This is a genomic window from Seleniivibrio sp. (assembly GCF_021209385.1).
GTDB lineage: Bacteria > Chrysiogenota > Deferribacteres > Deferribacterales > Geovibrionaceae > Seleniivibrio.
The window spans coordinates 113,733-136,940 of record NZ_JAJOIL010000028.1 but is presented as its reverse complement, the minus strand read 5'-3'; the positions used below and the strand labels follow the sequence as shown (position 1 = coordinate 136,940).

The 23,208-nt window shown below is 46.3% G+C and carries 24 protein-coding genes and 1 tRNA gene; 22 read left to right on the top strand and 3 right to left on the bottom strand.

Annotated elements, in window-relative coordinates:
* The first annotated feature begins 4 nt into the window (after window positions 1-4).
* The 5 genes from LRY47_RS09275 to LRY47_RS09255 are packed head-to-tail and all read left to right on the top strand — an operon-like array spanning window position 5 to window position 5,357.
* Complete coding sequence (locus tag LRY47_RS09275; protein WP_295224557.1) at window positions 5-817, top strand: ABC transporter permease; 813 nt, start codon at window positions 5-7, stop codon at window positions 815-817.
* Window positions 817-1,989, top strand: coding sequence for an ABC transporter ATP-binding protein (locus LRY47_RS09270; RefSeq protein WP_295224554.1), 1,173 nt, complete (start codon window positions 817-819; stop codon window positions 1,987-1,989). The genes LRY47_RS09275 and LRY47_RS09270 overlap by 1 nt, the downstream gene beginning before the upstream one ends.
* A complete protein-coding gene (locus tag LRY47_RS09265) occupies window positions 1,982-3,268 on the top strand; it encodes a class I SAM-dependent methyltransferase (protein ID WP_295224551.1) in 1,287 nt (428 codons plus the stop codon). Before LRY47_RS09270 ends, LRY47_RS09265 begins: the two co-directional genes overlap by 8 nt.
* Window positions 3,265-4,470, top strand: a complete 1,206-nt coding sequence (locus LRY47_RS09260; RefSeq protein ID WP_295224548.1) for a glycosyltransferase — start codon at window positions 3,265-3,267, stop codon at window positions 4,468-4,470. Before LRY47_RS09265 ends, LRY47_RS09260 begins: the two co-directional genes overlap by 4 nt.
* On the top strand, window positions 4,467-5,357 hold the full coding sequence (locus LRY47_RS09255; protein ID WP_295224545.1) for a 6-hydroxymethylpterin diphosphokinase MptE-like protein: 891 nt from the start codon (window positions 4,467-4,469) through the stop codon (window positions 5,355-5,357). The genes LRY47_RS09260 and LRY47_RS09255 overlap by 4 nt, the downstream gene beginning before the upstream one ends.
* Window positions 5,358-5,380: 23 nt before the next feature.
* On the opposite strand, the gene LRY47_RS09250 is transcribed toward LRY47_RS09255, so the two are convergent.
* The gene (locus LRY47_RS09250) at window positions 5,381-5,734 is read right to left on the bottom strand and encodes a NirD/YgiW/YdeI family stress tolerance protein (RefSeq protein ID WP_295224542.1); all 354 of its coding nucleotides are present in this window, start codon (window positions 5,732-5,734) and stop codon (window positions 5,381-5,383) included.
* Between the two features lie 154 nt (window positions 5,735-5,888).
* Here LRY47_RS09250 and LRY47_RS09245 point away from each other — a divergent pair, with 154 nt between their 5' ends.
* The 7 genes from LRY47_RS09245 (at window position 5,889) to LRY47_RS09215 (ending at window position 11,210) form a co-directional block, all read left to right on the top strand.
* Entirely contained in the window at window positions 5,889-6,644 is a 756-nt protein-coding gene (locus tag LRY47_RS09245) for a DUF4198 domain-containing protein (protein ID WP_295224540.1), read from the top strand.
* A complete protein-coding gene (gene cbiM / locus LRY47_RS09240; RefSeq protein ID WP_295224538.1) occupies window positions 6,645-7,253 on the top strand; it encodes a cobalt transporter CbiM in 609 nt (202 codons plus the stop codon). It abuts the gene before it with no gap.
* The gene (locus tag LRY47_RS09235) at window positions 7,243-7,758 is read left to right on the top strand and encodes a hypothetical protein (protein ID WP_295224536.1); all 516 of its coding nucleotides are present in this window, start codon (window positions 7,243-7,245) and stop codon (window positions 7,756-7,758) included. The genes cbiM and LRY47_RS09235 overlap by 11 nt, the downstream gene beginning before the upstream one ends.
* Before the next feature lie 47 nt (window positions 7,759-7,805).
* A complete protein-coding gene (locus LRY47_RS09230) occupies window positions 7,806-8,411 on the top strand; it encodes an energy-coupling factor transporter transmembrane component T (RefSeq protein ID WP_295224535.1) in 606 nt (201 codons plus the stop codon).
* Window positions 8,408-9,052: an ABC transporter ATP-binding protein gene (locus tag LRY47_RS09225; RefSeq protein WP_295224533.1), complete on the top strand. Its 645-nt coding sequence runs from the start codon at window positions 8,408-8,410 to the stop codon at window positions 9,050-9,052. The genes LRY47_RS09230 and LRY47_RS09225 overlap by 4 nt, the downstream gene beginning before the upstream one ends.
* A 92-nt stretch (window positions 9,053-9,144) precedes the next feature.
* Complete coding sequence (locus LRY47_RS09220; protein WP_295224531.1) at window positions 9,145-9,687, top strand: manganese efflux pump MntP family protein; 543 nt, start codon at window positions 9,145-9,147, stop codon at window positions 9,685-9,687.
* A gap of 59 nt (window positions 9,688-9,746) precedes the next feature.
* A complete protein-coding gene (locus LRY47_RS09215; protein WP_295224529.1) occupies window positions 9,747-11,210 on the top strand; it encodes a glycogen/starch synthase in 1,464 nt (487 codons plus the stop codon).
* On the opposite strand, the gene LRY47_RS09210 is transcribed toward LRY47_RS09215, so the two are convergent.
* Together LRY47_RS09210 and LRY47_RS09205 are read right to left on the bottom strand one after the other, a co-directional pair.
* A complete protein-coding gene (locus tag LRY47_RS09210; RefSeq protein WP_295224526.1) occupies window positions 11,207-12,085 on the bottom strand; it encodes a DMT family transporter in 879 nt (292 codons plus the stop codon). The genes LRY47_RS09215 and LRY47_RS09210 overlap by 4 nt on opposite strands.
* A gap of 65 nt (window positions 12,086-12,150) precedes the next feature.
* Window positions 12,151-12,227, bottom strand: a tRNA-Met gene (locus LRY47_RS09205).
* A 264-nt stretch (window positions 12,228-12,491) separates the two neighbouring features.
* Here LRY47_RS09205 and LRY47_RS09200 point away from each other — a divergent pair.
* From LRY47_RS09200 to aroB, 10 genes are all read left to right on the top strand, one after another.
* Window positions 12,492-13,991: a leucyl aminopeptidase gene (locus LRY47_RS09200; RefSeq protein WP_295224524.1), complete on the top strand. Its 1,500-nt coding sequence runs from the start codon at window positions 12,492-12,494 to the stop codon at window positions 13,989-13,991.
* Complete coding sequence (locus tag LRY47_RS09195) at window positions 13,984-15,624, top strand: hypothetical protein (protein ID WP_295224522.1); 1,641 nt, start codon at window positions 13,984-13,986, stop codon at window positions 15,622-15,624. Before LRY47_RS09200 ends, LRY47_RS09195 begins: the two co-directional genes overlap by 8 nt.
* Window positions 15,625-15,715: 91 nt before the next feature.
* Window positions 15,716-16,603 carry a selenium metabolism-associated LysR family transcriptional regulator gene (locus LRY47_RS09190; protein ID WP_295224520.1) on the top strand — a complete coding sequence of 296 codons (888 nt, stop codon included), beginning with the start codon at window positions 15,716-15,718 and terminating at the stop codon, window positions 16,601-16,603.
* Window positions 16,600-17,643: a tRNA 2-selenouridine(34) synthase MnmH gene (mnmH, locus tag LRY47_RS09185; protein ID WP_295224517.1), complete on the top strand. Its 1,044-nt coding sequence runs from the start codon at window positions 16,600-16,602 to the stop codon at window positions 17,641-17,643. Before LRY47_RS09190 ends, mnmH begins: the two co-directional genes overlap by 4 nt.
* A complete protein-coding gene (locus LRY47_RS09180; protein ID WP_295224515.1) occupies window positions 17,609-18,376 on the top strand; it encodes a septal ring lytic transglycosylase RlpA family protein in 768 nt (255 codons plus the stop codon). Before mnmH ends, LRY47_RS09180 begins: the two co-directional genes overlap by 35 nt.
* Before the next feature lie 7 nt (window positions 18,377-18,383).
* Window positions 18,384-19,100, top strand: coding sequence for a ribonuclease PH (gene rph, locus LRY47_RS09175; protein ID WP_295224513.1), 717 nt, complete (start codon window positions 18,384-18,386; stop codon window positions 19,098-19,100).
* The gene (gene rdgB / locus LRY47_RS09170) at window positions 19,097-19,687 is read left to right on the top strand and encodes an RdgB/HAM1 family non-canonical purine NTP pyrophosphatase (protein ID WP_295224511.1); all 591 of its coding nucleotides are present in this window, start codon (window positions 19,097-19,099) and stop codon (window positions 19,685-19,687) included. Before rph ends, rdgB begins: the two co-directional genes overlap by 4 nt.
* Window positions 19,687-21,615: a penicillin-binding transpeptidase domain-containing protein gene (locus LRY47_RS09165; protein WP_295224509.1), complete on the top strand. Its 1,929-nt coding sequence runs from the start codon at window positions 19,687-19,689 to the stop codon at window positions 21,613-21,615. Before rdgB ends, LRY47_RS09165 begins: the two co-directional genes overlap by 1 nt.
* A complete protein-coding gene (locus tag LRY47_RS09160) occupies window positions 21,615-22,133 on the top strand; it encodes a shikimate kinase (protein WP_295224506.1) in 519 nt (172 codons plus the stop codon). The genes LRY47_RS09165 and LRY47_RS09160 overlap by 1 nt, the downstream gene beginning before the upstream one ends.
* 22 nt (window positions 22,134-22,155) lie before the next feature.
* On the top strand, window positions 22,156-23,205 hold the full coding sequence (aroB, locus tag LRY47_RS09155) for a 3-dehydroquinate synthase (protein ID WP_295224504.1): 1,050 nt from the start codon (window positions 22,156-22,158) through the stop codon (window positions 23,203-23,205).
* The last annotated feature ends 3 nt before the right edge of the window (window positions 23,206-23,208 follow it).

Here is a 23,208-nt window from a genome sequence, read left to right as displayed (position 1 = left end):
AGATTTGTCCGGCATAATTAAAGGATCGATAGAATTCATTATGAACATCTACAGGGAGCGCGCTCTTGTTCTTGCGCTTTCTGTGGACGATTTCCGCCAGCAATACCTTGGGTCATATCTCGGTCTGCTCTGGGCGCTTTTCCGTCCACTGCTGTTTGTTGCAACCATGTGGCTTGTTTTTTCTGTGGGTTTCAAGCGTGTCGGAAGTGATCATGTGCCTTTTATCCTTTATCTGGTAAGCGGTTATGCGCCATGGGCGTATTTCGCAGACTGCGTTACAGGTGGCATGAACGCCGTTGTGAATAACAGACATCTGGTAAAAAAGGTGGATTTCCGCGTAAGCATCCTGCCGCTGGTTAAGATAATCTCCTCTTTCTATCTGCACCTTATTTTTCTGCTGATAATAGCGGCAATAGCCGTTTATAAAGGCTATTACCCGACGATATACTGGCTCCAGCTTCCGTTCTATCTTTTTTGTATATTCATAATAACGCTTGGTTTGGGCTGGTTTACAGGAGCTATCAGGGTGTTTACCAAAGACATGAGTCAGGTGATAAGTGTTATCCTGCAAACCGGTTTCTGGGTTACTCCCATCTTCTGGCAGGCTTCTTCCGTCCCTGAAAAATACCGTATATTCCTGTACATAAATCCGATGGTCTACATTGTTGAGGGCTATAGAAATACTTTCATCTACCACAGGTGGTTCTTTGAATATCCGCGTCCTTTGGCGTTTTTCATTGTCTTTGCATTTGTTTTTCTGCTCATTGGCGTTGTTGTTTTCAAAAAACTCCGTCCCCACTTCGCGGAGGTTCTTTGATGTCCAATAAAGTTACGGTTGTCCGTGCGGAGAACATAAGCAAGACATACAGGCTGTACGATAAACCTTTCGACCGTGTTCTTGAGGTTTTCAGCATAACCGGCAGACCTCGCCACAGGGAATTTCATGCTCTTAAAAACGTTTCCCTTGAGCTTAAGCGAGGCGAGACCCTTGGCATTATAGGGCGCAACGGTCACGGCAAATCCACCCTGCTTAAGATAATCGCAGGAGTTATCCAGCCTACGTCTGGTGCAGTGTATAAACGCGGACGGGTGGCGGCGATACTTGAAGTCACGTCGGGTTTGAAACCGGAGCTTACGGGTATGGAGAATATAATTCTCAACCTTAAGATAAACGGTTTTTCGGGCGACATGCTGAAAGTGAAATCGGATGAGGTAATCAGGTTCGCAGAGCTGAAGGATCACATAAACCAGCCTGTGAAAACTTACAGCAGCGGGATGAAATCCCGTCTCGGGTTCGGCATAGCAACATCGGTTGAACCTGACATACTGATACTGGATGAGGTGCTGGCAGTCGGTGATTTCGTATTCCGCCAGAAGTGCCTTGCTAAGATAAATTCCATGAGGGAGCGGATGTCTGTAATATTCGTTTCCCACTCCATGAATGATGTCAAGATGTTTTGTGACAGGGTTATGGTCATACAGAAAGGGCAGGCTGTTTTCTACGGCAATCCCGACGAGGCGATAGAACTGTATCTTTCCAGCCAGAAACCGGAAGGTAAGTCGGAACCTGTGCGACCGTTTTACGGGGACATTTACCACAACGACGGTAAGATATCGGACGTCACCCATTTCTGGGACAAAGAGGAATACAGGCTTGGTGAGGAGATGGTTTTCAGCTTCTCGTTTCGTCTGCATTTCGAGCCGAAAAACCTGATAATAGGTATCCCTTTGTATACTTCTGAAGGAACACTGGTGACAGCCTTTAATACAGATACCTCAAAATTCCATTTTTCTAATACAAATAATGTGGTAAAAGGTAGCTTAAGGATCCCATGCGTTTTCAACCCGGGGCATTATGTTTCTGTGATAGCGGTTGTTGACGGAAGGGAGTTTCTGTACAGACAGCTTAACGGCGGCTTCTGCGTTGCTCCGCAGGAGAGGGTTTTCGGTTTTGTGACTATCGGTCAGAAATGGGAGACATATGAGTGACATCAACTTTCCGCAGTTCCGAAACATCCTTCTTGAAAAAGACCGAATACCAAGAAAGCTGAACGAAAACGCAGAACAGCAGCGTCTTCTTTTTCTGGAATACATAAAAAACGGTAAGATAAAGACCGAAGAGGTAAATTCCTGCCAGTGCGGTTGTGGAGAGCTTGAAAAAATAGCGGAAATAGACCGTTTCGGGCTTCCTTTCGGTTCCCTCATCTGCAAAAGGTGCGGATTGGTTATGACTTCGCCTCGGATAGCTTCATCCGCTCTTCCGGAATACTACGACAAATTTTACCACGTTCTGAACTACGGACATCTGCACGTTCACGACCAGCAGGCGCTTTTCCGTCTGTGGCAGGGAAATAAGATATATCGTATGTTGAAACCTTATCTGACGGACAACAAAGAGCTTTCGGTTCTTGAAGTCGGTGCCGGAACAGGCAATGTTCTCAAAGAGTTCACCGCAGAGGCAGCGAAAGATGGTGTGACCGTAACAGCCACAGGAACGGAATACAGCACAGACTGCATTGAAGAGTGCCGTATGGCTGGCATAAACATTGTGTACGGGGATCTGGACACTATGGTTGTGCAGGGCGGGACGTATGACGTGCTCATACTGAGCCATGTTTTCGAGCATTTCACAGACCTTAAAGCCGAGATGTCGAAAATAAAAAAACTGATTAAACCTCATGGACTTCTTTATATAGAGGTGCCGGGGCTCTGCAATATAGGCAACATTGCCACTTACAATTTTGACTTTCTTGAATATGTTATCCATGCACACATGTATAACTTCAACCGCACTTCTCTCACCGCAATCCTTGCAGAGGGCGGGTTTGAAACTCTGACAGCCAATGAAAAGGCGGAAGCGGTTTTCAGACCCTGTGAAAATCCGGCTGTAGTCGATACATCTGTAAATTATTCGGATATAATGGCGTATTTGGAAAAACTGACCTTCTCACGCGGGTTTCTGAAAGAGGGGATAGAGAATTTCAGCACCATCCGCAACAACCTGAAAGACGAGCTTGCGACGGTTCATCGCTGGCACGATCACGAGAAGGAAGAGGCGGAGAAGTTCGCCAGATGGAACGAAGCAGAGAAGGAAAGAGGAGACACCGCCCGCCGCTGGCATGAGCAGGAGAAGAAAGTTGCCTCGGAACTTATGCATGCCCTTGACGAACACTTCAAAACACCATATACAAGTGTCCGTGGCAAAATTGACACCTACCGCAATTTGCGTGAGGTGTTCGCGAAATATTACAAGAGGTATTTTGGTTGAGGCTCATCTTATACAGTGAGAACGACTACGGCTGCGGTGCTTCCATAGCTGCATTCCGGCTTGCCGCTGCTGCGGCGAAGACCCACGAGGTCATGTACGTTTTCGAGAAACAGAAGAGTGATTACTCGTTATATAAAAATACAGGCATCCGCCCGTGGCACCTCGGCAGAAGCTATTCTCTGCCTAAAAAGGTAATCTACAGGCTTGCCCGCACAATGGCAAGATACACCCGCACAGAGGTATACAGAAATCTGATATTTTCGGTTTTCTTAAGCCGTGTCAGACAGTTCAGGCCTGACGTGGTTCATCTGCACAACTGCTATTTTACACAGAAACAGATAGCAAAACTTGCAAGTGAGTTTCCTGTCGTCTGGACAATGCACGACCAGTTCGCACTGTACGGCTATAACTATAAAATAAAAGCGCTGGACGGTGAGGAGATAACCTATTGCCCCATCGAACCGTGGCGCAGACACCTTTACAGACCCGAAGATATCGCTGGTAATAAGGCGGCTAATGTTACTTTTACTCCGCCCTCTCAATGGCTGACAGATCTTGCAGAAGACGTTCTTAAGGGGCGCAAAAAAGCAGTAACGGTGAATAACGGCATCCCGCTTTCGTCCATAGGAAATATTGAAAAGGCGGAAGCATGCGAGTACGTCGGCATCAGTCCCGACAAATTTACTTTGCTGTTCCTTGCCGGAACAGGGGCATGGAAGCGCAAGAACATTGATGCGGTGATAGAAGCGGTCAAAATGGTTCCGGAACTTGATATGCAGGTGGTTGTCATCGGCAGTGTGGCGAAAACGGATAAACGCGACCCCAGACTTGTCATAAAGGGTTCAGTTTCAGGCACGGATGCTATCAGCAGATATTACAGCTGTGCGGATGTGTTCTGTATTCCGTCGATAGTTGATAACCTGCCCAACACTGTACTGGAGAGCCTCGCTTGTTCAACGCCTGTCCTTGGTGCGGCAACAGGCGGCATACCCGAAATGGTTATAGAGGGGCGTACAGGCTGGATTTTCGACCCGTACGACATTAAACAGCTCTCGGAAAAGATAAAATATCTGTATGAAAACAGAGACGAAATAAAAAGTATTAAAAAGAACTGCCGTCCGTTTGTCGAAGAGTTTTTCGGCGAAGATACTATGGCGGCTAACTATGAACGGATATATCAGGAAATCAAGGGTGACAGATGAAAGAACTCATTAAGAATTCGGTGCCTTACAGAGCTTACAGAAAGATACGCTCGAAACTTATCGACGGCTACACCAGACCATACAAGGACAAATATGATTCGTCTGCTATGGAGCTTGTGGTGGAGACCTTCGGATATAAGATGGCGGGGCGGGGCATAGGGCTGACCGAGAATCACCGCAACATCCTGAAATATCAAAACGCCCACAAGGGCAAAAGAGCGTTTCTGATAGGCAACGGTCCCAGTCTTAATCAACTGGATCTGACGCTTCTGAAAGACGAAGTGACTATCGGTGTAAACAGCATATATCTGAACTACGAGAAGATGGGCTTTCTGCCTACGCACTATGTTGTTGAGGACAACTTTGTTGCGGAGGACAGGGCAGACGAGATAAACAGGCTTAAAGGAACTCAGAAGTGGTTCGGAAACTATCTGCGCTACTGTCTGAAACCGGACGACTGCACTAACTGGCTGAACGTCCGCATGAGATATGACAACTATCCCGATTTCCCGTATTTCTCCACCAATGCAGCTCGTCAGGTTTTCACAGGCGGTTCTGTGACATACGTATGCATGCAGCTTGCATATTTCTTCGGCATTCGCGAGCTTTACCTCATAGGTTTCGACCATCACTATATAATTCCGCAGGAAGCGGAGGTAGAGGGCCTTAAGATAACCTCCACAGGGGACGATCCCAACCATTTCCACCCCGATTATTTCGGGAAGGGCAAACGCTGGCACGACCCCATGGTGGACAGGATGGAGCAGGGATACGCCAAGGCTGGCAAATTTTTTGAACGTTCAGGCGGAAAGATACGCAACGCCACAGCAGGCGGTAAACTGGAAGTATTTGAAAGAGTGGATTATTTTTCACTTTTTAATAAATAATGCGAGGGAGCCGAGGCTCCCTCTTATTTTTCCATGACCTGAATTATGTCAACGTCTATTTCGGGCGATTCAAGGAAATCCTTTTCAATTTCCCCTTTTACCTCGACTTTTGTTTTTGCTCCCACAGCAACGTTAGGGAATATATCGTTGTCAATATCCACGCGTATCTCTCCTGTTCCGTCGGAGAAGATATATTTCTTGTTGCCGACTTTTTTAAGAAGATATCCCTGAAAAGAAACTTCCGCACCGTCAACCGGTTTTTTGATCACTTCCTCCACTGTGGAATAGGTTTTTACTGCATTTGGACCTATGTACTGTGCGAAGGCGAAGTTAAAAATGGAGAGTACAGCCAGTCCACCAAGAATGATTGTTCTCATGCGCATGTTAACATCCTCTTATAAAATTTATTTAAGCAACAGACACCTGTCGGCTTTAATAGTTCAGAGAATAATTTTGTCTTACTTTTTATATTTTAATATTACTCTTGTTGTGCTACTATCTGGAATCATTTCATTAAATTTGGGAGGTCTTATGAAAAAGTTACTCACTTTCATGCTTCTTATGACGGCTTTTTATGCCAACGCACATTTTCAGGTGCTGATGCCAAACACTGACGTGGCAACACAGCAGAACCGCAACATCAAATTTGACATGCTTTTCACTCACCCTTTTGAGCAGGGACCTGTTATGGAGATGGTTAAACCCAAGGCAGTTGACGTTTATCATGACGGTAAAAAAGAGAACCTGATGGGAACCATCAAACAAACCAAACTGAGCGGTAAAACCGCATGGAACTTCACTTATCAGATGAAAAAGCCCGGCGACCATATTTTTGTCGTAACGCCGGATTATTACTTTGAACCGGCAGAGGCTACCTTTATCCAGCACATAACCAAAACAGTCGTAAACGGCTTCGGTATGGAAGCGGGCTGGGATACACCTGTGGGTCTTAAAGCGGAAATTGTACCGCTGACACGTCCCTACGGGCTTTACAAAGGAAACGTTTTCACCGGAAAAGTTCTTTATAAAGGAAAACCTGTTTCCGGTGCAGAAGTTGAGGTTGAATTTTACAACGCAGGGTCTAAAATAAAAGCGCCCACTGATACACACATCACTCAGGTTGTGAAAGCTGACAGCAACGGTGTTTTCACCTATGCAATGCCTTTTGTGGGCTGGTGGGGTTTCGCGGCGCTTATCGAGGATGATGTTAAGATTAAAAAAGCCGGCAAACAGTATCCTGTGGAACTTGGTGCTCTGATATGGGTAAAAACTTACGGTGACAAATAAATGCATATATCCGAAGGCGTACTGTCCGCCCCTGTTCTGATTTCAACAGGGGCGGCAGGAGCCGCTCTTACAGTTTTCGGGTTTTATAAAATGAAGACAGAGATGCTGGCGAAGACGGCTCTCATGTCCAGCCTTTTTTTCGTGGGGTCATTCATACATATTCCTGTGGGTCCCACAAGCGTGCATTTGGTGCTGAACGGGCTTGTGGGGGCGGTACTTGGTGTATGTGCCTTTCCGGCAATAATGGTTGCGCTGGTTTTGCAGGCGCTTATGTTCCAGTTCGGCGGTTTTACGACCCTCGGCACGAATATCCTTGTCATGGCGCTTCCTGCTCTCGCGGGTTATTACCTGTTCAGGCTCGGCATGAAAACCGCAGGGAAAAAAAGGTGGGCGCTGTTCTTCCTGACGGGAGGCGTGCCTGTTCTGCTGTCCGCTGTCCTGCTTTCGGCAGTGCTTGCATTAAGCGGGAGCAGGCTGTATGATACCGCGAAGGCGATATTTCTGATGCATATCCCAGTTATTATCATCGAGGGGATAGTTTCGATGTATCTGTTTAATTTTTTAAATAAAGTCTACCCTGACTTTTTGAGAACCGAATATGAAAACTAAAATTTTTATTGTAATACTGACACTGCTCTCTTTTTCAACTGCGTTCGCTCATAAACTGAATATTCTCGCATTTGCGGAGAATAACGTTCTTACCGTGAATTCATATTTTGCGGACGGTACGCCCTGCCGCGAATGTGCGTTTCAGGTATTTGATGCCGAAGGAAAAGTCTTTGCCGAGGGCAAACTCAGCAACGACGGCGAGTTCTCCCGAAACGGCAAGCTGCCTGCTGAGATGAAAATTGTCGTCGACGGCGGCATGGGACACAGAGGGGAGCAGACCATCACATCTTCCGCGGAAACTGAAACGGTAAACGAAGAACCTGTTCAATCAACGTCTGTTGATACCGCACAGATAAGGCAGCTTATCAGAGAGGAGCTTTCAAAACAGACGGCAGAACTTAAGGCTGAGATTGACAAGGGCAGAAGCCATCTCGATATGATAATAGCAGGGATAGGCTATATTCTGGGTATTTTCGGAATTGCCATGATAGTTAAGAAAAAATGAGGTTTTCTCCGGCAGCCTGTATATTCTGCGCGGCGGTCTACTCGTGCATGGTTGCTTTCCGGCAGCAGATAATACCTGCGGATGCTGTTTTTGCAGCCGGAGTAATGCTTCTTCGGATCAACTTTCTGCCGGAGTATTTTTTCCGCATATTAAAGCTTAACCTTATGATCTTATTCATTTGCGCAACGGTATATCTTTTCGGGGACGATGCCCGGCACGCGCTTCTTATCTTCCTGCGCTATAATCTGATAGTATGCGCGACGGCGGCAATGTTCTGCGGAATGAACTCAACTGATTTTTATTACGGCTTTTATACCCTAAGGCTGCCGCATAAATTTACGGTTCTGCTGTTTTTCGCAGTAAAATACATAGAAATAATCGGAAACGAATACGAGAAGATGCGGAATTCGCTGAAGGTCAGAAATTTTCGCCCGAAAACTGATGCATTTACCTACAGAACACTTGCATATCTGCTTGGTATGCTCCTTGTGCGGAGCATGGACAGGGCGCAGGCGCTCACACAGGCTATGAAGATGCGCGGTTTTTCCGGCAGACTGTATCCGTTCAACTTCCGCCCCTTCTTTCCTGCGGATGTTGTTGCTGCGGCGCTTCTTGTGTTTCAGTTCATTCTTATATACGGGGGGCTTGTGTGAGCTGTTCCATAACTCTGAAAAATCTTTCACTGTCCAGAAACGGCGATACGCTTTTTAAAAACGTTACGCTGAGTGTCGGTCATAAAGATAAAATAGCTGTCATGGGACCCAACGGAGCTGGCAAGACCACCCTGCTTAAGGCTATCGTCGGTCTTTGCCGTGTTCAGTCCGGTACAATAGAAATATTTCACCACGAACTAATTACCGAAGATGATTTTAAGAAGGCACGCGGACATATCGGATTTGTTTTTCAGGACAGCGACGACCAGATAATAGCGCCGACAGTTATTGAAGAGGTGGCGTTCGGGCTTCTGAACAGCCGCATGAAACCCGCAGAGGCACAGGCACAGGCGGAGGCAATACTTGCGGAACTGGGTATTCCGCATCTTCGCGACAGGATAACCCTGCATCTTTCCGGCGGTGAAAAGAAACTTGTAACCCTTGCTTCCGTACTGGTTATGAAACCTGACATACTTCTTCTGGACGAGCCGTCCGCCGGACTTGACGAAAAGTCCGTAAACCAGCTGGCTCAGATACTTGCATCAATAGACAAAAGCATGCTGATAGTTTCCCACGATCTGGACTTTGTCAACAAAATGGGCGCGCAGATAAAATACCTTACTCCCGACGGTCTGTCCTGATTATATTTAAGAGTATTTTTTATACGGATAGAGACTTGTTTTTTTGATCTGCTATATATATGATTCAGTCGATTGAAATCATACGGTGTTAAATGATAACTTTTTTAGATATTTTCGGCATAGCTCTTGCGATGAGCATCGACGCTTTCTGCGTCTGTATCTGCGTCGGAATGAAATATAATAAGCCATCAAACTATATGCGTCTTGGAGCAGCCTTCGGCTTTTTCCAGTTTCTCATGCCTGTCCTCGGGGCATATGCCGGACGCATCCTTATGAAATATACAGGCAATATAAAATATCTGGCGGCAGCATTTCTTTTTTATGTGGCTTTTCACATGGCTCGTGAAGCTTATAAGAATAAGGCGTGTAAGGTTTATATGAGTGACCCAACTGTGGGTCTCGCTCTTCTGATGCTTTCGCTGGCGACCAGTATGGATGCTCTTGGTGCCGGAATTTCGCTTGCTCTCTGGGACGGCGGAATTGTGGCTGCATCCTGCGTTATAGGCATAGTGTGCATGCTGATGAGTTTTCTGGGCGTTTTTATCGGCAAACGCAGTCGCGGGTATATCGGGCATTATGCAGAATATTTCGGAGCGCTTATTCTTGGAATCATAGGTATCAGATTCGTCCTGTAATCATTTAATCATTGGACACGCCCGCTCATACGATGTAAAATCTGATATGAGGTATATCTATGTCAGGATTTAACATATTATTCGTATCCAGCGAAGTTGCCCCTTTTTCAAAAACGGGCGGACTTGGTGACGTCGCAGGGTCTCTGCCTGCCGCGTTGTCCCATGACAACAATGTCATAGTCGTTTCCCCCCTCTATTCGTCAGTTGACAGAGAGAAATACGGGATAAAACCTGCCGCAGGCGGCTGTTGTGTGCATATGGGCAACTGCGAGGAATTCTACGCGCTTTATCACACGAAATACGACAACGTTGACTTCTATTTTGTTGAGTTTGATAAATATTTCAACAGGACAGGTATATATCATACAAAGGCAGGAGAATACGGCGACAACCCTTTCCGTTTTTCCTTCCTCTGCCGTGCTGCATTGCAGACAGCTAAAGACCTTGATTTCAGACCGGACATAGCCCATGTCAACGACTGGCAGACGGCGCTTATACCATATTATATTAAGAAGTGGAACGACCCTTTCTTTGACCAGACAAAGAGCATAATCACCATTCACAATATAGGTTATCAGGGAATCTTCGGCAGCGAGTTCATGGAATACGCAGGAATAGAAAAAGAGGATTTTCATTCAGGAGCCTTTGAAAACTACGGCGGTGTGAACCTTCTGAAAGGCGGGCTTGCCTTTGCAGACAAGATAACCACAGTAAGCCCAACCTATGCCACTGAAATACGCGGCCCCATAGGTTCGTCAGGACTGCATGAACTGCTGAATGCCCGCGGAGGCGACCTTGTGGGTATACTGAACGGCATTGATACAAACGTATGGAACCCAAAAAAAGATACTTACATTCCCTATCCGTACGACGCAAAGACACTCAAGACGAAAACTAAGAATAAGCTTGAACTTCAGAAGAGGTTCGGGCTTAAACAGGATGCCGGAATTGCTCTTTTCGGGTTTGTCGGACGTTTTGTGGATCAGAAGGGGCTTTACCTTATGAAAGACGCCTGTATACGCGCCATGAATGAGATGGTTTGCCAGTTTGTAGTCGTCGGTTCAGGCGAACAGGAATACGAGGAATTCTTCGGCAGTCTGCCCGCCAGATATCCCGGAGAGATGGGGTCTTATATCGGGTACAGCGAAGAGCTTGCCCATCTTGTTGAGGCAGGGTGTGACTTTTTCGTTATGCCTTCTCTCTATGAGCCTTGCGGACTTAACCAGATGTACAGCCTTGCATACGGCACGCTTCCGGTCGTCCGCGCCACAGGCGGTCTTGATGATACTGTGGAAAACTATGACGAATCCACAGGCGGCGGAACCGGATTTAAATTCTGGGCTATCAGCGCGGAAGCGCTTTTTGATACGATCGGCTGGGCTGTCAGCACCTATTATGACCGCCCGCAGCATATAGAACTGATGCGGAAAAGAGCTATGAAGCAGGATTTCGGCTGGAAACGGTCGGCTGATGCATATATGCATCTTTACGAAGCGGTTACAGGCAAGGGACTGTATCTTTAAGCCTTTTTAACCTTTTTATTGATAATGTAGACAGCTATGAATACGAGCAGACCGCCGATTACGGTGTTGACGTGTATCTGCTCGCCAAGGAAAAACCAGCTGAGTCCCAGCGCGTTCACCGGTACAAGGTAGACAAACGAGCTTGTTTTCTGGGAGCCGAGCCTTGCCGCGGCAATGAAAAACAGGGTCGAGCCGAAAGTTGTTGCTCCCACCGCCAGAAGAGTCATGTTGCCCCAGAATATGGATGTGTGGGGAACGGAATAGCTTAAGCCTTTTGCCATTATGGTCAGGGCGATCAGCCCTGTGGTGAAAAGATAAAGGTAAAAGCTGTATGTGAATACATTCGTATATTTTTTTACGAAGGCTCCGAGATATGTCAGCACTGCCCAGAGAAACGCCGCCGTCAGGAAATATATGTTACCGCTGAGAAACAATTTTTCAATGTCTGTGTCCCATATCCTGATGATGACCATTGCGCCGCAAGCGCCGAGTACAAGCCCGAAAGAGTCTTTAAGTGATGGTGCTTTTAGAGTCAACACGCTCACAAGAAGGAAAGTGACGACAGGAATAAGTGTTGTTACAAGTATCCCGCCAACGCTCGCCATGCCGTATATAAGCCCAGTGAAGAACATTTCATTATAAAGCAGCAGAACCACCGAACAGATGAAGGTGAACAGTATCCCTTTGCGGCTGATGGAAAATGTCTGTTTAAGGTAGATCATGACAGGAATGTACGATATGAACGTGAGAAAAAAACGCCAGAACATCAGAACTTCCGGTGATGCCATCTTTGCGACGACCTTAGCGGAAACCCATGATTCACCCCAGCTTACCATGGCGAGAACCATCATAAGATAAAAAAGGACATCCGACATCATCAACCCCCGTTATAATGTCAATCACCAAAACAAAAAGCCCACCAAAGGTGGGCATTGTTTTTTGGTTGCGGGGGCCGGATTTGAACCAACGACCTTCGGGTTATGAGCCCGACGAGCTACCAAGCTGCTCTACCCCGCGTCAAGGGAAACGAAGATTACCAGTTTTACTATAATGTGTCAATGATGAATTTGAATTTATTTTAAATTTATTTTTACGGACAGTATCCGCAATATGGAAATGGTCTCTGAAAGAGGCTTTACGAATGAAATTGAGTGAAAACATCACTAAAACGGTTAAAAATAAAGGATAAAAATACTCATATTGGCTGTTTTGCACTTGAATTTATGCGCAAAAAGCTGCTTAATATGTGTACATATAAAAAGGTTCCAGAGGTTAGTTGTCATGAAAATATCATGCAGAAAGAAAACAGCGCTCAATTCCAAAAAAGACGCGATACTCATTCCCGTTTACCGTAACATGCGCCCGCTCAAGTCCCTTACTGGGAAAAAAATAGAAGACGCGATCAACGAGATGATAGGTTCGGACTACTTTTCATATGATGAAAAGGAGTTCTCCGCTTTTTATGTGGAGATAGGCAGAAAACTTAAAAAGATATATCTGGTAAATATTTCCAAGGATCCGCAGGATCTCAGATATTACATGGAGCTTGGTGCGTCGTTCGCTAAACTCTTGAAAAAAGACAGAATATCTTCGTTTTCCATGATAGCGTTTGAAGACGTTTATATGGACAAAAAAGACCCGCAGTATTCCGCTGCGTTTCTGGACGGTTTCTTTTTCGGTCAGTACAGCTATGAAGCTTATAAAACAAAACAGGAAAAGAACTGGCAGTTTGACGAGGTTGAGGTCATTACTTCCTATGCGAAACTTAAACGCGCGATGGACGACAACGCCGCAAACCTGAACGTTCAGTTCGATAACATCTATCTGGCAAAAGATCTTGTGAACACTCCCCCCGCAGATCTTACTCCGGAGATTTTTGCTGAAAAGATTAAAGAATCAGCCACAGAAGGGCTTAAGATAACTGTTATCGACAATATGGATGAGCTTAAAGAGCGTTTCCCCATGGTTTACGCAGTGGGCAAAGGAAGTTGTTATCCTCCAAGAATGGTCATGATGGAATATAACGGAAATCCGCAAAGCGAGAAGCACGTTGCTCTTGTGGGCAAGGGAGTGACTTTTGATTCCGGCGGAAGCAACCTGAAACCTACCGGCTCCATTGAGGACATGAAAACCGATATGGCGGGCGCGGCAACTGTTTTTGCGGTCACCAAAACAGCTGCAGAAACAGGACTTAAGGTTAACATCAAAACATATATCCCAATGGTTGAAAACATCATCGGAACAAGCGCATATAAACCCGGCGATATACTTACAAGCGCCATGGGTAAAACCGTTGAGATACTCAATACCGACGCGGAGGGCAGGCTTATACTTGCCGACGCGCTTTATACCGCCACTCAGTCCGACCCTGAAGTGATAATCGACGTGGCGACGCTCACAGGCGCCTGTATTGTTGCTCTCGGTAAACATTGCGCCGGACTTTTCTCAAACAGAAAGTTCCTCGCGAAAAACATCACGGACATTTCATACGATGTTGCGGAAGATATCTGGGAACTGCCGCTGCTTGAGTCATACCAGAAACGCGTCAAAAGCGATATCGCAGACCTGCGCAACATTGCGAAACAGAAGGGCGAGGCGGGTTCTGTCATTGCCGGACTGTTTTTGCAGGAGTTCGTGGACAACTGGCCATGGATTCACCTTGATATCGCGGGTCCCTCATACATTGAGGAGGATCACCCGATATTCGGAAAATATGCCACAGGTTTCGGCATAAGACTTTTGAATAAGTTTATAAAAGTACATTACTCAGAAAATGCCTGAATATGAAAAGGGACACCGCAAAACCGGTGTCCTTTTTTTTGTCCTTCTGCTGGTTATGGCATATCTGGCAAATACAGCCGTAAGATACCGCCAGCATACGGACATTATCAACAGTGTGTACCACCATGCCGCCGGACATGTCATTCTGGTGTCAAACGACGGATACAGATGGCTTCGCTATGGGAAGGAGATCGCAAACGGTACCTTTGTCAGCGGCAAAGATCCGCTGTCGACAGGTACACCATTTCCGTTCACTCCTGTAATAAGCCTGCTTATTGAAAAAGCAGCCTCCGTTGCAGGTCTTGATATGGAGACAGCGTCAAGTCTGCTTACTGTCTTTCTTTCAGGTCTGTTCGTTTTTCCTTTGGGGATATTTCTGTATCTGAACGGGATGCCGTCGGCGGCGATAGGCGGTGCTGTCACGGGCGGACTTTGTATGGCGTATCTGGAGCGGACTACGGCTTTTCAGCCTGATACAGATATGCTTAATCTTTTCTTCCCGCTGATGATAATATTGTTCATCTGGTTGGCGGGGCGGGGGAAAACTCTGCTTTATTCTGCGCTGGCTGGTTTTTTCTGCTGGCTTCACTACAGGTGGTATGCTCATGCCGGATTTGCTCTGGTCTGGCTGGTTATGCTCGCACTGCACCTGTTAATTGTGTGCAAAAATAAAAAATTGATTCTCTATTCAATTGCTGTATTTGTGATTTTTTGTTCACCAGTTCAGCTTCTTTATGCTTTTAAGGGGGTGTTCAGCTTTTTGACTGATTCCGGAAGATCTTATCCTGCGGATGTGGCAGAACTCGGCATAAAAAACTTCTGGGAAAGTATGAGACTGATCACCCGCGACGGTTATTCGGCACTGGCGGGTCTTGTGATTTTCATTATTACGATCCGCCGGACGTATCTTCTTCTGCCGCTGTTTCTGCTTGGGTGTCTGATGTTTTTCAAAGGTCAGCGCTTCGGAATGTATCTGGGAATTTTCGCAGGTATCGGTTTCGGTGTTCTGTTCTCATATGTTTTCAGGCGTGTGGGGCGGCTTGGCGAAGCGCTTTCAATGTCTGCCGTTTTTCTTTTTTCTTTAGCCGTTTCCGCCGTGTATTTCATACCGGCGCCATATGTGATGAAAGAGGTTTTTCAGGAATTTGCAAAGCTTGATATACCTAATGGTGCGGATGTTGTAACTCAATGGGATAACGGATTTGTTCTGGAATATCTGAAAGGGGTGCGTGCCGCCGCAGACGGAACATCGCAGTTCAAAGACGGCTGGCATATGTCGCAGATGCTTCTGGCGTCAGCGAAACCTGACAGAATGCTTCTTAAAACCATTGGCGGCGGAAAGGATGTCTGGCTGGTGTTAACAGAGGAAGTGCCTTTCAAAGGGGGCAGTCATGGCTATTTTTCATCCGATGGACTGAATTTTACGAATATTGAACATAATTCCGATTCGGGATTAAAATTACATAGAAATGGAGCGTATTTTTCAGTTTTTAACAATAGAACAGAAAATTCAATTTTTGGAAAAACGTTTATTATTGGCAGTTCCGATATAGGGTGTTTCAAGCGAATATATCGTAACTACCCGTTTATTGCTGTGTACAAAGCAGAAGGCGGGTGTATAATCGGTAAATAGTGCTGTGTTATGGTCATATAAACTTTTCGCTATTGATTTTTTCTATGTTTATGGTATTTTCAACCTATATTGAAAAGAGAGGGAGAAGGATATGGATTTTAAACAGATTGAAGCATTCGTTTTTGTCGCAAAATATAAGTCATTTTCACGCGCTGCCGAAAAACTTCTTTTGAGCCAGCCCACCATATCCACACATATCAGCACTCTTGAGGAACAGCTTGGCGTTAAGCTTTTCGACAGACTTTCAAAAGAGGTTGTTCTCACAGAGGTCGGTCAGATATTTTTCCCATATGCTGTTGACATACTCGACCTTCGAGAGAGGTCACAGGAAGCTGTTAAAGAGTTTCTGAACGAAGTGAGCGGGAACCTTCATATCGGGTACAGCACAGTTGCCGCAGAATTTATACTTCCCGAAGTTATTAAAAAATTCAAAGAGGACTATCCCAAGACATTCTTCAATATAGACAACGCAGGCACCCAGACAATAATTCAGAGACTTTCCGACGGTATACTTGATTTGGCGGTTGTCGCAAGGAAAATACCCAAAAAGGATCTTGAATATAAAGTTCTTACAAAAGACAAGATAGTTCTCATCGTGCATAAGAATCATAAGTTTTACACCAGAGGAAGCGTTTTCATTGAAGAGATACTCGCAGAGGAATTCATCACCCGCGAAATAGGCTCCGGTACGCGTGCCTCCGTTGAACACGGGTTCAAGCAGAAAGGGTATGATTTTGAAAGCCTTAACATAGTGGCGGTTTTAAGCTCAACTTTTTCAATAAAAAATGCCGTTAAAAAAGAGCTTGGCATAGCTTTTATGTCGGAAATGGCTCTCACCGACGAGTGCGACGGCAGTATCAAAGCCATTCCGGTTACAGACCTTGTTGTGGAGAAAGAGGTCTATGTTGTTTACAGCAAGAACAGAACGAACAAAAAACTGCTTAAGCATTACATAGATACACTCTTAAAGTTTAAGTGAGCGTAGCTGCCGAACTCTCTTTGAAACACATTCTGGAGCGCGGGATAGAGCATTTCAACCTTATTGACGTGCGCTCCGAGGGTGAATTTATTGAAGACACCATCCCGACTTCCGTGAATATTCCGCTGCTGAACAATGAAGAGCGGGCGAAGGTAGGAACCTGCTATGTGCAGATCGGACCGAAAGAGGCACGGCTTCTCGGTGTGGATCTGGTCAGTCCTAAACTTCCTCAGCTTATAAGAAGTTTTCTGGATATCAAGGACAAGCGGCTTACGGTTGTTTTCTGCTGGCGGGGCGGACTTAGAAGCGCCAGCACCGCTGGGCTTTTAAAGCTTGCCGGACTGGATGTCTCCCGTATTGAAGGTGGATATAAATCTTTCCGAAATCACGTTAATTCATTTTTTCAGAACTTTTCACCCGATTATTCTTTCATAAATCTGTATGGACCTACGGGTTGCGGAAAAACGGCGATTCTCAGACAGCTTGATGGAAACGTCAGGGTGCTGGATCTTGAGAAAGCGGCTGCTCACAAGGGTTCCAGCTTCGGCGAAGTGGACGAACCGGAGTATCAGAACGTAACCCAGAAAAATTTTGAAACAAAAATATGGTATAAATTATACAGGGAAAAAGAGGGCGCTTACCTTGTTGAAGGCGAGAGCATGAAGATAGGTAAAGTCTCTGTTCCTAAAAGTCTTTTCAGCAGAATGAAAAGCGGTGTGAGCGTCGTTGCAGAGGTGCCTCTGGATGCCCGCATAAGCTTTACGGTGGACAATTACAAGCCTGAACTGTATAAAGATGAGATACTGCGTTCATTATCTCGCCTGAAAAAGTATATCGGAAACGCAAAAGCAGGCGAACTGGCGAAACTTCTGGACGCAGGTGACTACGAAAGCTTTACGAAGATTCTGCTTGAGTCGTACTACGACCCGCTTTACATGCGGTCAATACCCGACAGACCCGATTATATTATCAGGTATGAAAACATTGAAGAGGGGAAACAACAGCTTGAACAGATTTACATGGAAAATAATAATACTTAGCCTTGTTCTGATGACAGGCGTCTTTGCATATGCAGAGGACGAAACAGCGCAGACAGAACAGCCGAAAACGGAAACAGACAAAACAGTTGCAATCGCAGATGCCCGCACTCCGGCAGGAGCCGAAATGCTGGGCGCGGTCTATGACAGACCTTACACCGTTCGCGGGATAACCTATTATCGTATGAAATCAGTGGAAAGTTTCAAGCAGAAGGGACTTGCATCATGGTACGGCAAAGACGATCACGGTAAAAAGACATCCAGCGGCGAAAGATATAATATGTTTGACAAAACTGCGGCGCATAAACAGCTCCCGCTTGGCAGTCTGGTGCGTGTTGACTGCGCAGAGACGGGTAAATCCGTTGTTGTGCGCATTAACGACAGAGGACCCCATGTGCCGGGCAGAATAATTGACCTTTCATATGCCGCGGCAAGCGAGCTTGAACTGGTGGGCAAGGGGCTTACAAAGGTTGAGATAACCCTTCTCAACGGTGAAGAGGAAACGGACGAACCTGAATTCGGTAATTTCTCCGTTCAGCTTGCTTCATTCTCAATACGTCAGAACGCGGAAGAGGTGGCGGGCGGTATACCCAACGCCATCATTGAACCTGCTATAATCAACGGAAACGAATATTTCAGAGTGCGGGTCATCGGTTTTACAAACCGCAATGACGCGATGGCGTTTAAGGACGAAAAATCCCAGACGTATCCCAACGCACTTATCATAAGCGAATAGGAATATAATGAGAACAGACAGACCCGCCGACAGAATGAGACCTGTGATACTCACAAGAGATTACGTTATGCACCCCGAAGGTTCCGTGCTCTGCGAATTCGGCAATACAAAAGTTATCTGCAATGCGAGCTTCACACAGGGAGTGCCGCCTTTCCTGAAAGACAGCGGAAAGGGATGGGTGACGGCTGAATACGCCATGCTCCCCAGAGCCACAAACACCCGCAACCAGCGCGAATCCAAGCGTGGAAAAGAGGACGGGCGCACCATGGAAATATCCCGTCTGGTGGGCAGAAGTCTGCGGGCGGCTGTTGATTTTGAAAAACTTGGTGAGAATACAATAATAATAGACTGCGATGTTATACAGGCAGACGGCGGAACCAGAACTGCCGCCATAACCGGCGGTTTCTGCGCACTTTATATAGCCGCGCAGAGGATGGTCGAACGCGGAGTGCTGACCGAAAATCCCGTAAAGGATTTCGTCGGTGCTGTGAGCGTGGGCATAGTTGACGGTGAATATCTGCTGGATCTGCAATATACCGAAGACAGCAGTGCGGACGTTGACCTTAATCTGGTTATGAAGAACGGAACGGACATTATAGAGATTCAGGGCTGTGCCGAAGGTGCAGCATTTTCGCGCGAAGGGCTGGACAGGATGCTCGATCTGGGCATCATGGGCATAAAGAACCTGCTCGCGGCGCAGAAAAGACTTCTGGGGATTGAATGAGACTTTACGTTGCAACGAAAAATCAACACAAACTCAAAGAGATAGCGCAGATACTGGAAGGCGTTGAGGTTGTTAGCGCATATGACTATATAGAAAAAGACATGGACGTTGAGGAGACGGGCAACACCTTTCTCCAGAACGCATCCATAAAAGCCAAGGCACTTTCAAAGCTTATTGACGGATATGTCATAGCGGACGATTCAGGCATCTCCGTTGACGCTCTGGAGGGTGCGCCTGGTGTATACAGCGCACGGTTTGCAGGTCTTAACGCCACCGACGACGATAATAACCGCAAACTGCTTGCCGTTATGGAACGGGTTCCCGATGAGGCGCGGAGTGCAAGCTATATCTGTGTGATAGCTCTGGCTGTTGACGGTATCGTTGAGCGAACCTTCGGCGGTATGTGTCAGGGTGCCGTTGCCAGAGAATACAAGGGAGAAGGCGGTTTCGGGTATGACGTGATTTTCCTTCTGCCGGACGGAAGACACATGGCGGAGCTTACCGACGAAGAGAAGAACGCAATCAGCCACAGAAAGATGGCTGTTCAATCCCTTAAAGAATATCTGGATTCCAAACAGGAAAGCTGATGAAATTTCTCAAGGTTTTTCTTGTACTGCTTTTTCTTGCCGCGGCGGGTGCAGGCGGCTGGTGGTGGTATACGAAAAACCAGCGGGTGAAGCTCGAACTGTATTCTCCTGACATGGGTGCCATCTTTTACAACGACCGCAAAACAAAGACCGTATCAATCTATTCCAAAGACAATGTTCTGATGTACAAGAACGTTTATGAACGTTCAGACGATATGCCGGCAAACCTGCCGCAGGATATCTATACCCTGATGGAGTTTGCGGGCAAAAACTATTTCAAATGCGAAAAACCGGAAACCGATGAAGATCTTAAACTGCTGAAAGCCTATGAGATACCAGCTGACGGACTTGACGACTGCTTTGTTCTGTACGAGGCGGAGAGAGCGGCGTATATGTACCGCGACGATACTCATTATAAACTGGTTCTGTGGAAAACTGCCGCAGACCTTTTAAAAATGCACGGTCGTAACGGAATTTACGATGCATATCTGCAAACGGCATATATGCAGAGTGACCTTTGGGGACTTGAGTCAGCGTCTCTTTTCTACTTTGACAGAAGCTCGGAATTTGCCGACGAATCTCAGATACTCTGGCTTATGAGCGTTCTTACTCTGAATGTTCTGCCGTATGAGGATATGGAGAGCTTTTTAAGGCGCACGGGCGAGTTTGCAGAGTACATGATAGAACAGGGAAAAACATCCTACAGAGATGCAGTGCGGGTGCCTGTTGAATATAACATAAACAAACTTACGGATAATTATCCTTTATATACTTCGCTTATACTGGAAGAGTTGGAGCGCCGCGGCGTGCAGCCCTCAGGCGAGGTTGTGATAACTTCCGGTCTGAATCTTGATACCATAGAGAAAGCGAAAGAGGCAATAGCAGAGCGGATGCCTTTTCTGCCTGATGGAGCCAACGCCGTTATGGCGGTTGTAAACCTCAACGACGGTTCCATAGAGGCACTTGCTGCGAACAACAGATTCCGATTCCGCACCATGCAGATGAAAAGGCAGATAGGCTCAACGTTCAAGCCGATGGTATATTTAACGGCATTCAATAACGGGTTTCGTCCCAACCAGCTTATAGTGGACAAACCCTATGAATACAAGAATCACGGAAAACCATACCACCCTGCAAATTTTGAGGATTATTACATGGGTGTGATACCGCTTCGCAAAGGTCTTGTGTTTTCGCTTAATAACGCAACCATAAGGCTAGCGATGCTGGCAGAACTTCAGAAGGTGGCGGATACTGCGAAGCTTATGGGCATGAACTATGACGTTAAGCCATATCTCGCTATGCCTCTTGGTATATTTCCTCTAACGGTGCAGAACGTTGCACAGGTTTATTCTGTTATAGGAAATTACGGTGTGCGCAAGGATTGCGGGCTTATTTTGAATATCAGAAATATGAAGGGCGAGCCGCTTTATTATGTGAAACGCTCCCCTGAACAGATAATTTCGCCCGTAAGTGCATATCAGGTCTTGCGGATAATGCAGGACGTTTCGCGCATAGGTACGGCACGCGGAGCGGGGCTTATTTCGGGAACTGCGGCTAAAACAGGTACCACCGACGATTATAAAGACGCCTGGACTGCCGCCATAGCGCCTCCCTACGCTATTGTGGCATGGGTCGGTTTTGATGACCACCGCAGTATGGGCGACAAGGGAACCGGCGGAGGGCTTGCCGCACCGATAGTCACTGCATTTCAGAAAAGAATGTGGAACGATTGGCAAAAAATTGATTTTAATATTCCGTCGGGTGTTGTATTAAAAGATGTGGATTATTACAGCGGGGTACTTCCCAGTGACGCATGCAGGTCAAAAAGGACATACACAGAGGCATTTGCCGACGACAATCTGCCTGAGCCCTGTGTACGCTCGGCTGTTGAACCCATAGTTATAGAGAATAAAGACAAGGGGCAATGATGAAGAATATTTACCTGATTGGCTTCATGGGAACAGGCAAAACCACTGTTGGAAAGATATTGGCTGACGAGTTTAAAATGAAGTTTGTTGACACAGACAAGCTTGTAGAAGAGATGACCGGAAGAACCATAAGCGAGATATTTGAAGAATCTTCCGAAGAGGATTTCCGCAAATTTGAAACCGACGTGCTGCGGGAGATAACCGAAGAAAAAGGTATGATAGTCTCCACAGGCGGCGGAATTGTGGTTACTCGGGGCAACCTTGAACTTATGAAAAATTCCGGATTCGTTTTCACACTGATTGCGGATGCTGCGACTATTCACGAGAGACTTAAAAAAGACGATACCTGCCGTCCTCTGCTGGAGGTTGAAGAACCTCTGGACGAGATAAAACGTCTGCTTTTTGAAAGGGCGGCTTTCTATATTAATGCTCATCATATCATCGAAACTTCCGATATAACACCAAGAGAGGCGGCGGATCAGATAATCGCCATTCTCAGGGAAGAGCTTTCAAAATAGCTTATTAAATAACGGGAGTGTCATGGGCAGGGTATTTGTTGATCTGAAAAAACAGGTTGACGATTCGTATGAGATCACCATTGGAAGCGGTTTCATAGCGGATACGGTGAAAGGTTTCAATTCCGGAAGCGATTTTTTCATGATAGATGATAACGTCTTCCACCTTTACAGTGATATTATGCCCGCAGAAAGGGTTTACCGTTTCCGAGCGGATGAACATAACAAAACACACGAATCCGTTGTTGCTGTTCTCGGCTTCCTCTTCCGCGGCGAATGTCGCAGAGACGGCAGGCTGATACTCATCGGCGGCGGAATAACAGGCGATGTTGGCGGTTTTGTCGCGGCGACATATATGCGCGGCATCAGTTTTGTCCAGATACCTACCACGCTTCTTTCAATGGTGGATTCAAGCGTCGGCGGCAAAACAGGCATAAATTTCAGAGGCGCAAAGAATAACGTGGGAGTTTTCGCACAGCCGAAACATGTCTATATAGATATGGATTTCCTGAAAACACTCACTGATGAGGAATATCTTAACGGTGTTGCCGAGGTCATAAAATACGGCATGGTCTACGATGCCGATTTCCTTGAGTACCTGTATGAAAACAGGGACAGAGTGCTTGCAAGAGATACTGAGATCCTTGATTATATGGTTACCAGATGCTGTTCTTTCAAGGCGGCTGTCGTTCGTGCAGACGAAAAGGAACAGGGAGAACGCGCGCTTCTTAATTTCGGACACACCTTCGCACATGCAATAGAGACTGATTCCGATCACAGGATCAAGCACGGCTTTGCAGTTGCGACGGGTATGTATCTGGAGACGGATTACGCTGTTAAACATAAGCTGGCAGAGGCAAAAGCGCTTGAAGATATCGGGCGCGTGCTGAAAGCTTACGGCTTTGACCTGACATATGATATACACGACAAAGAGGTCTTTTTCGGCGCTATGACTGCGGATAAAAAAGCCGACAGAAAAGGACTTACGCTTGCCATCGCTCCTAAAACGGGGACAGGAAAGCTTGTGAAAAACATTTCCATCGCAAATGTGACGGAATACTTCACAGGTTCCTGATAA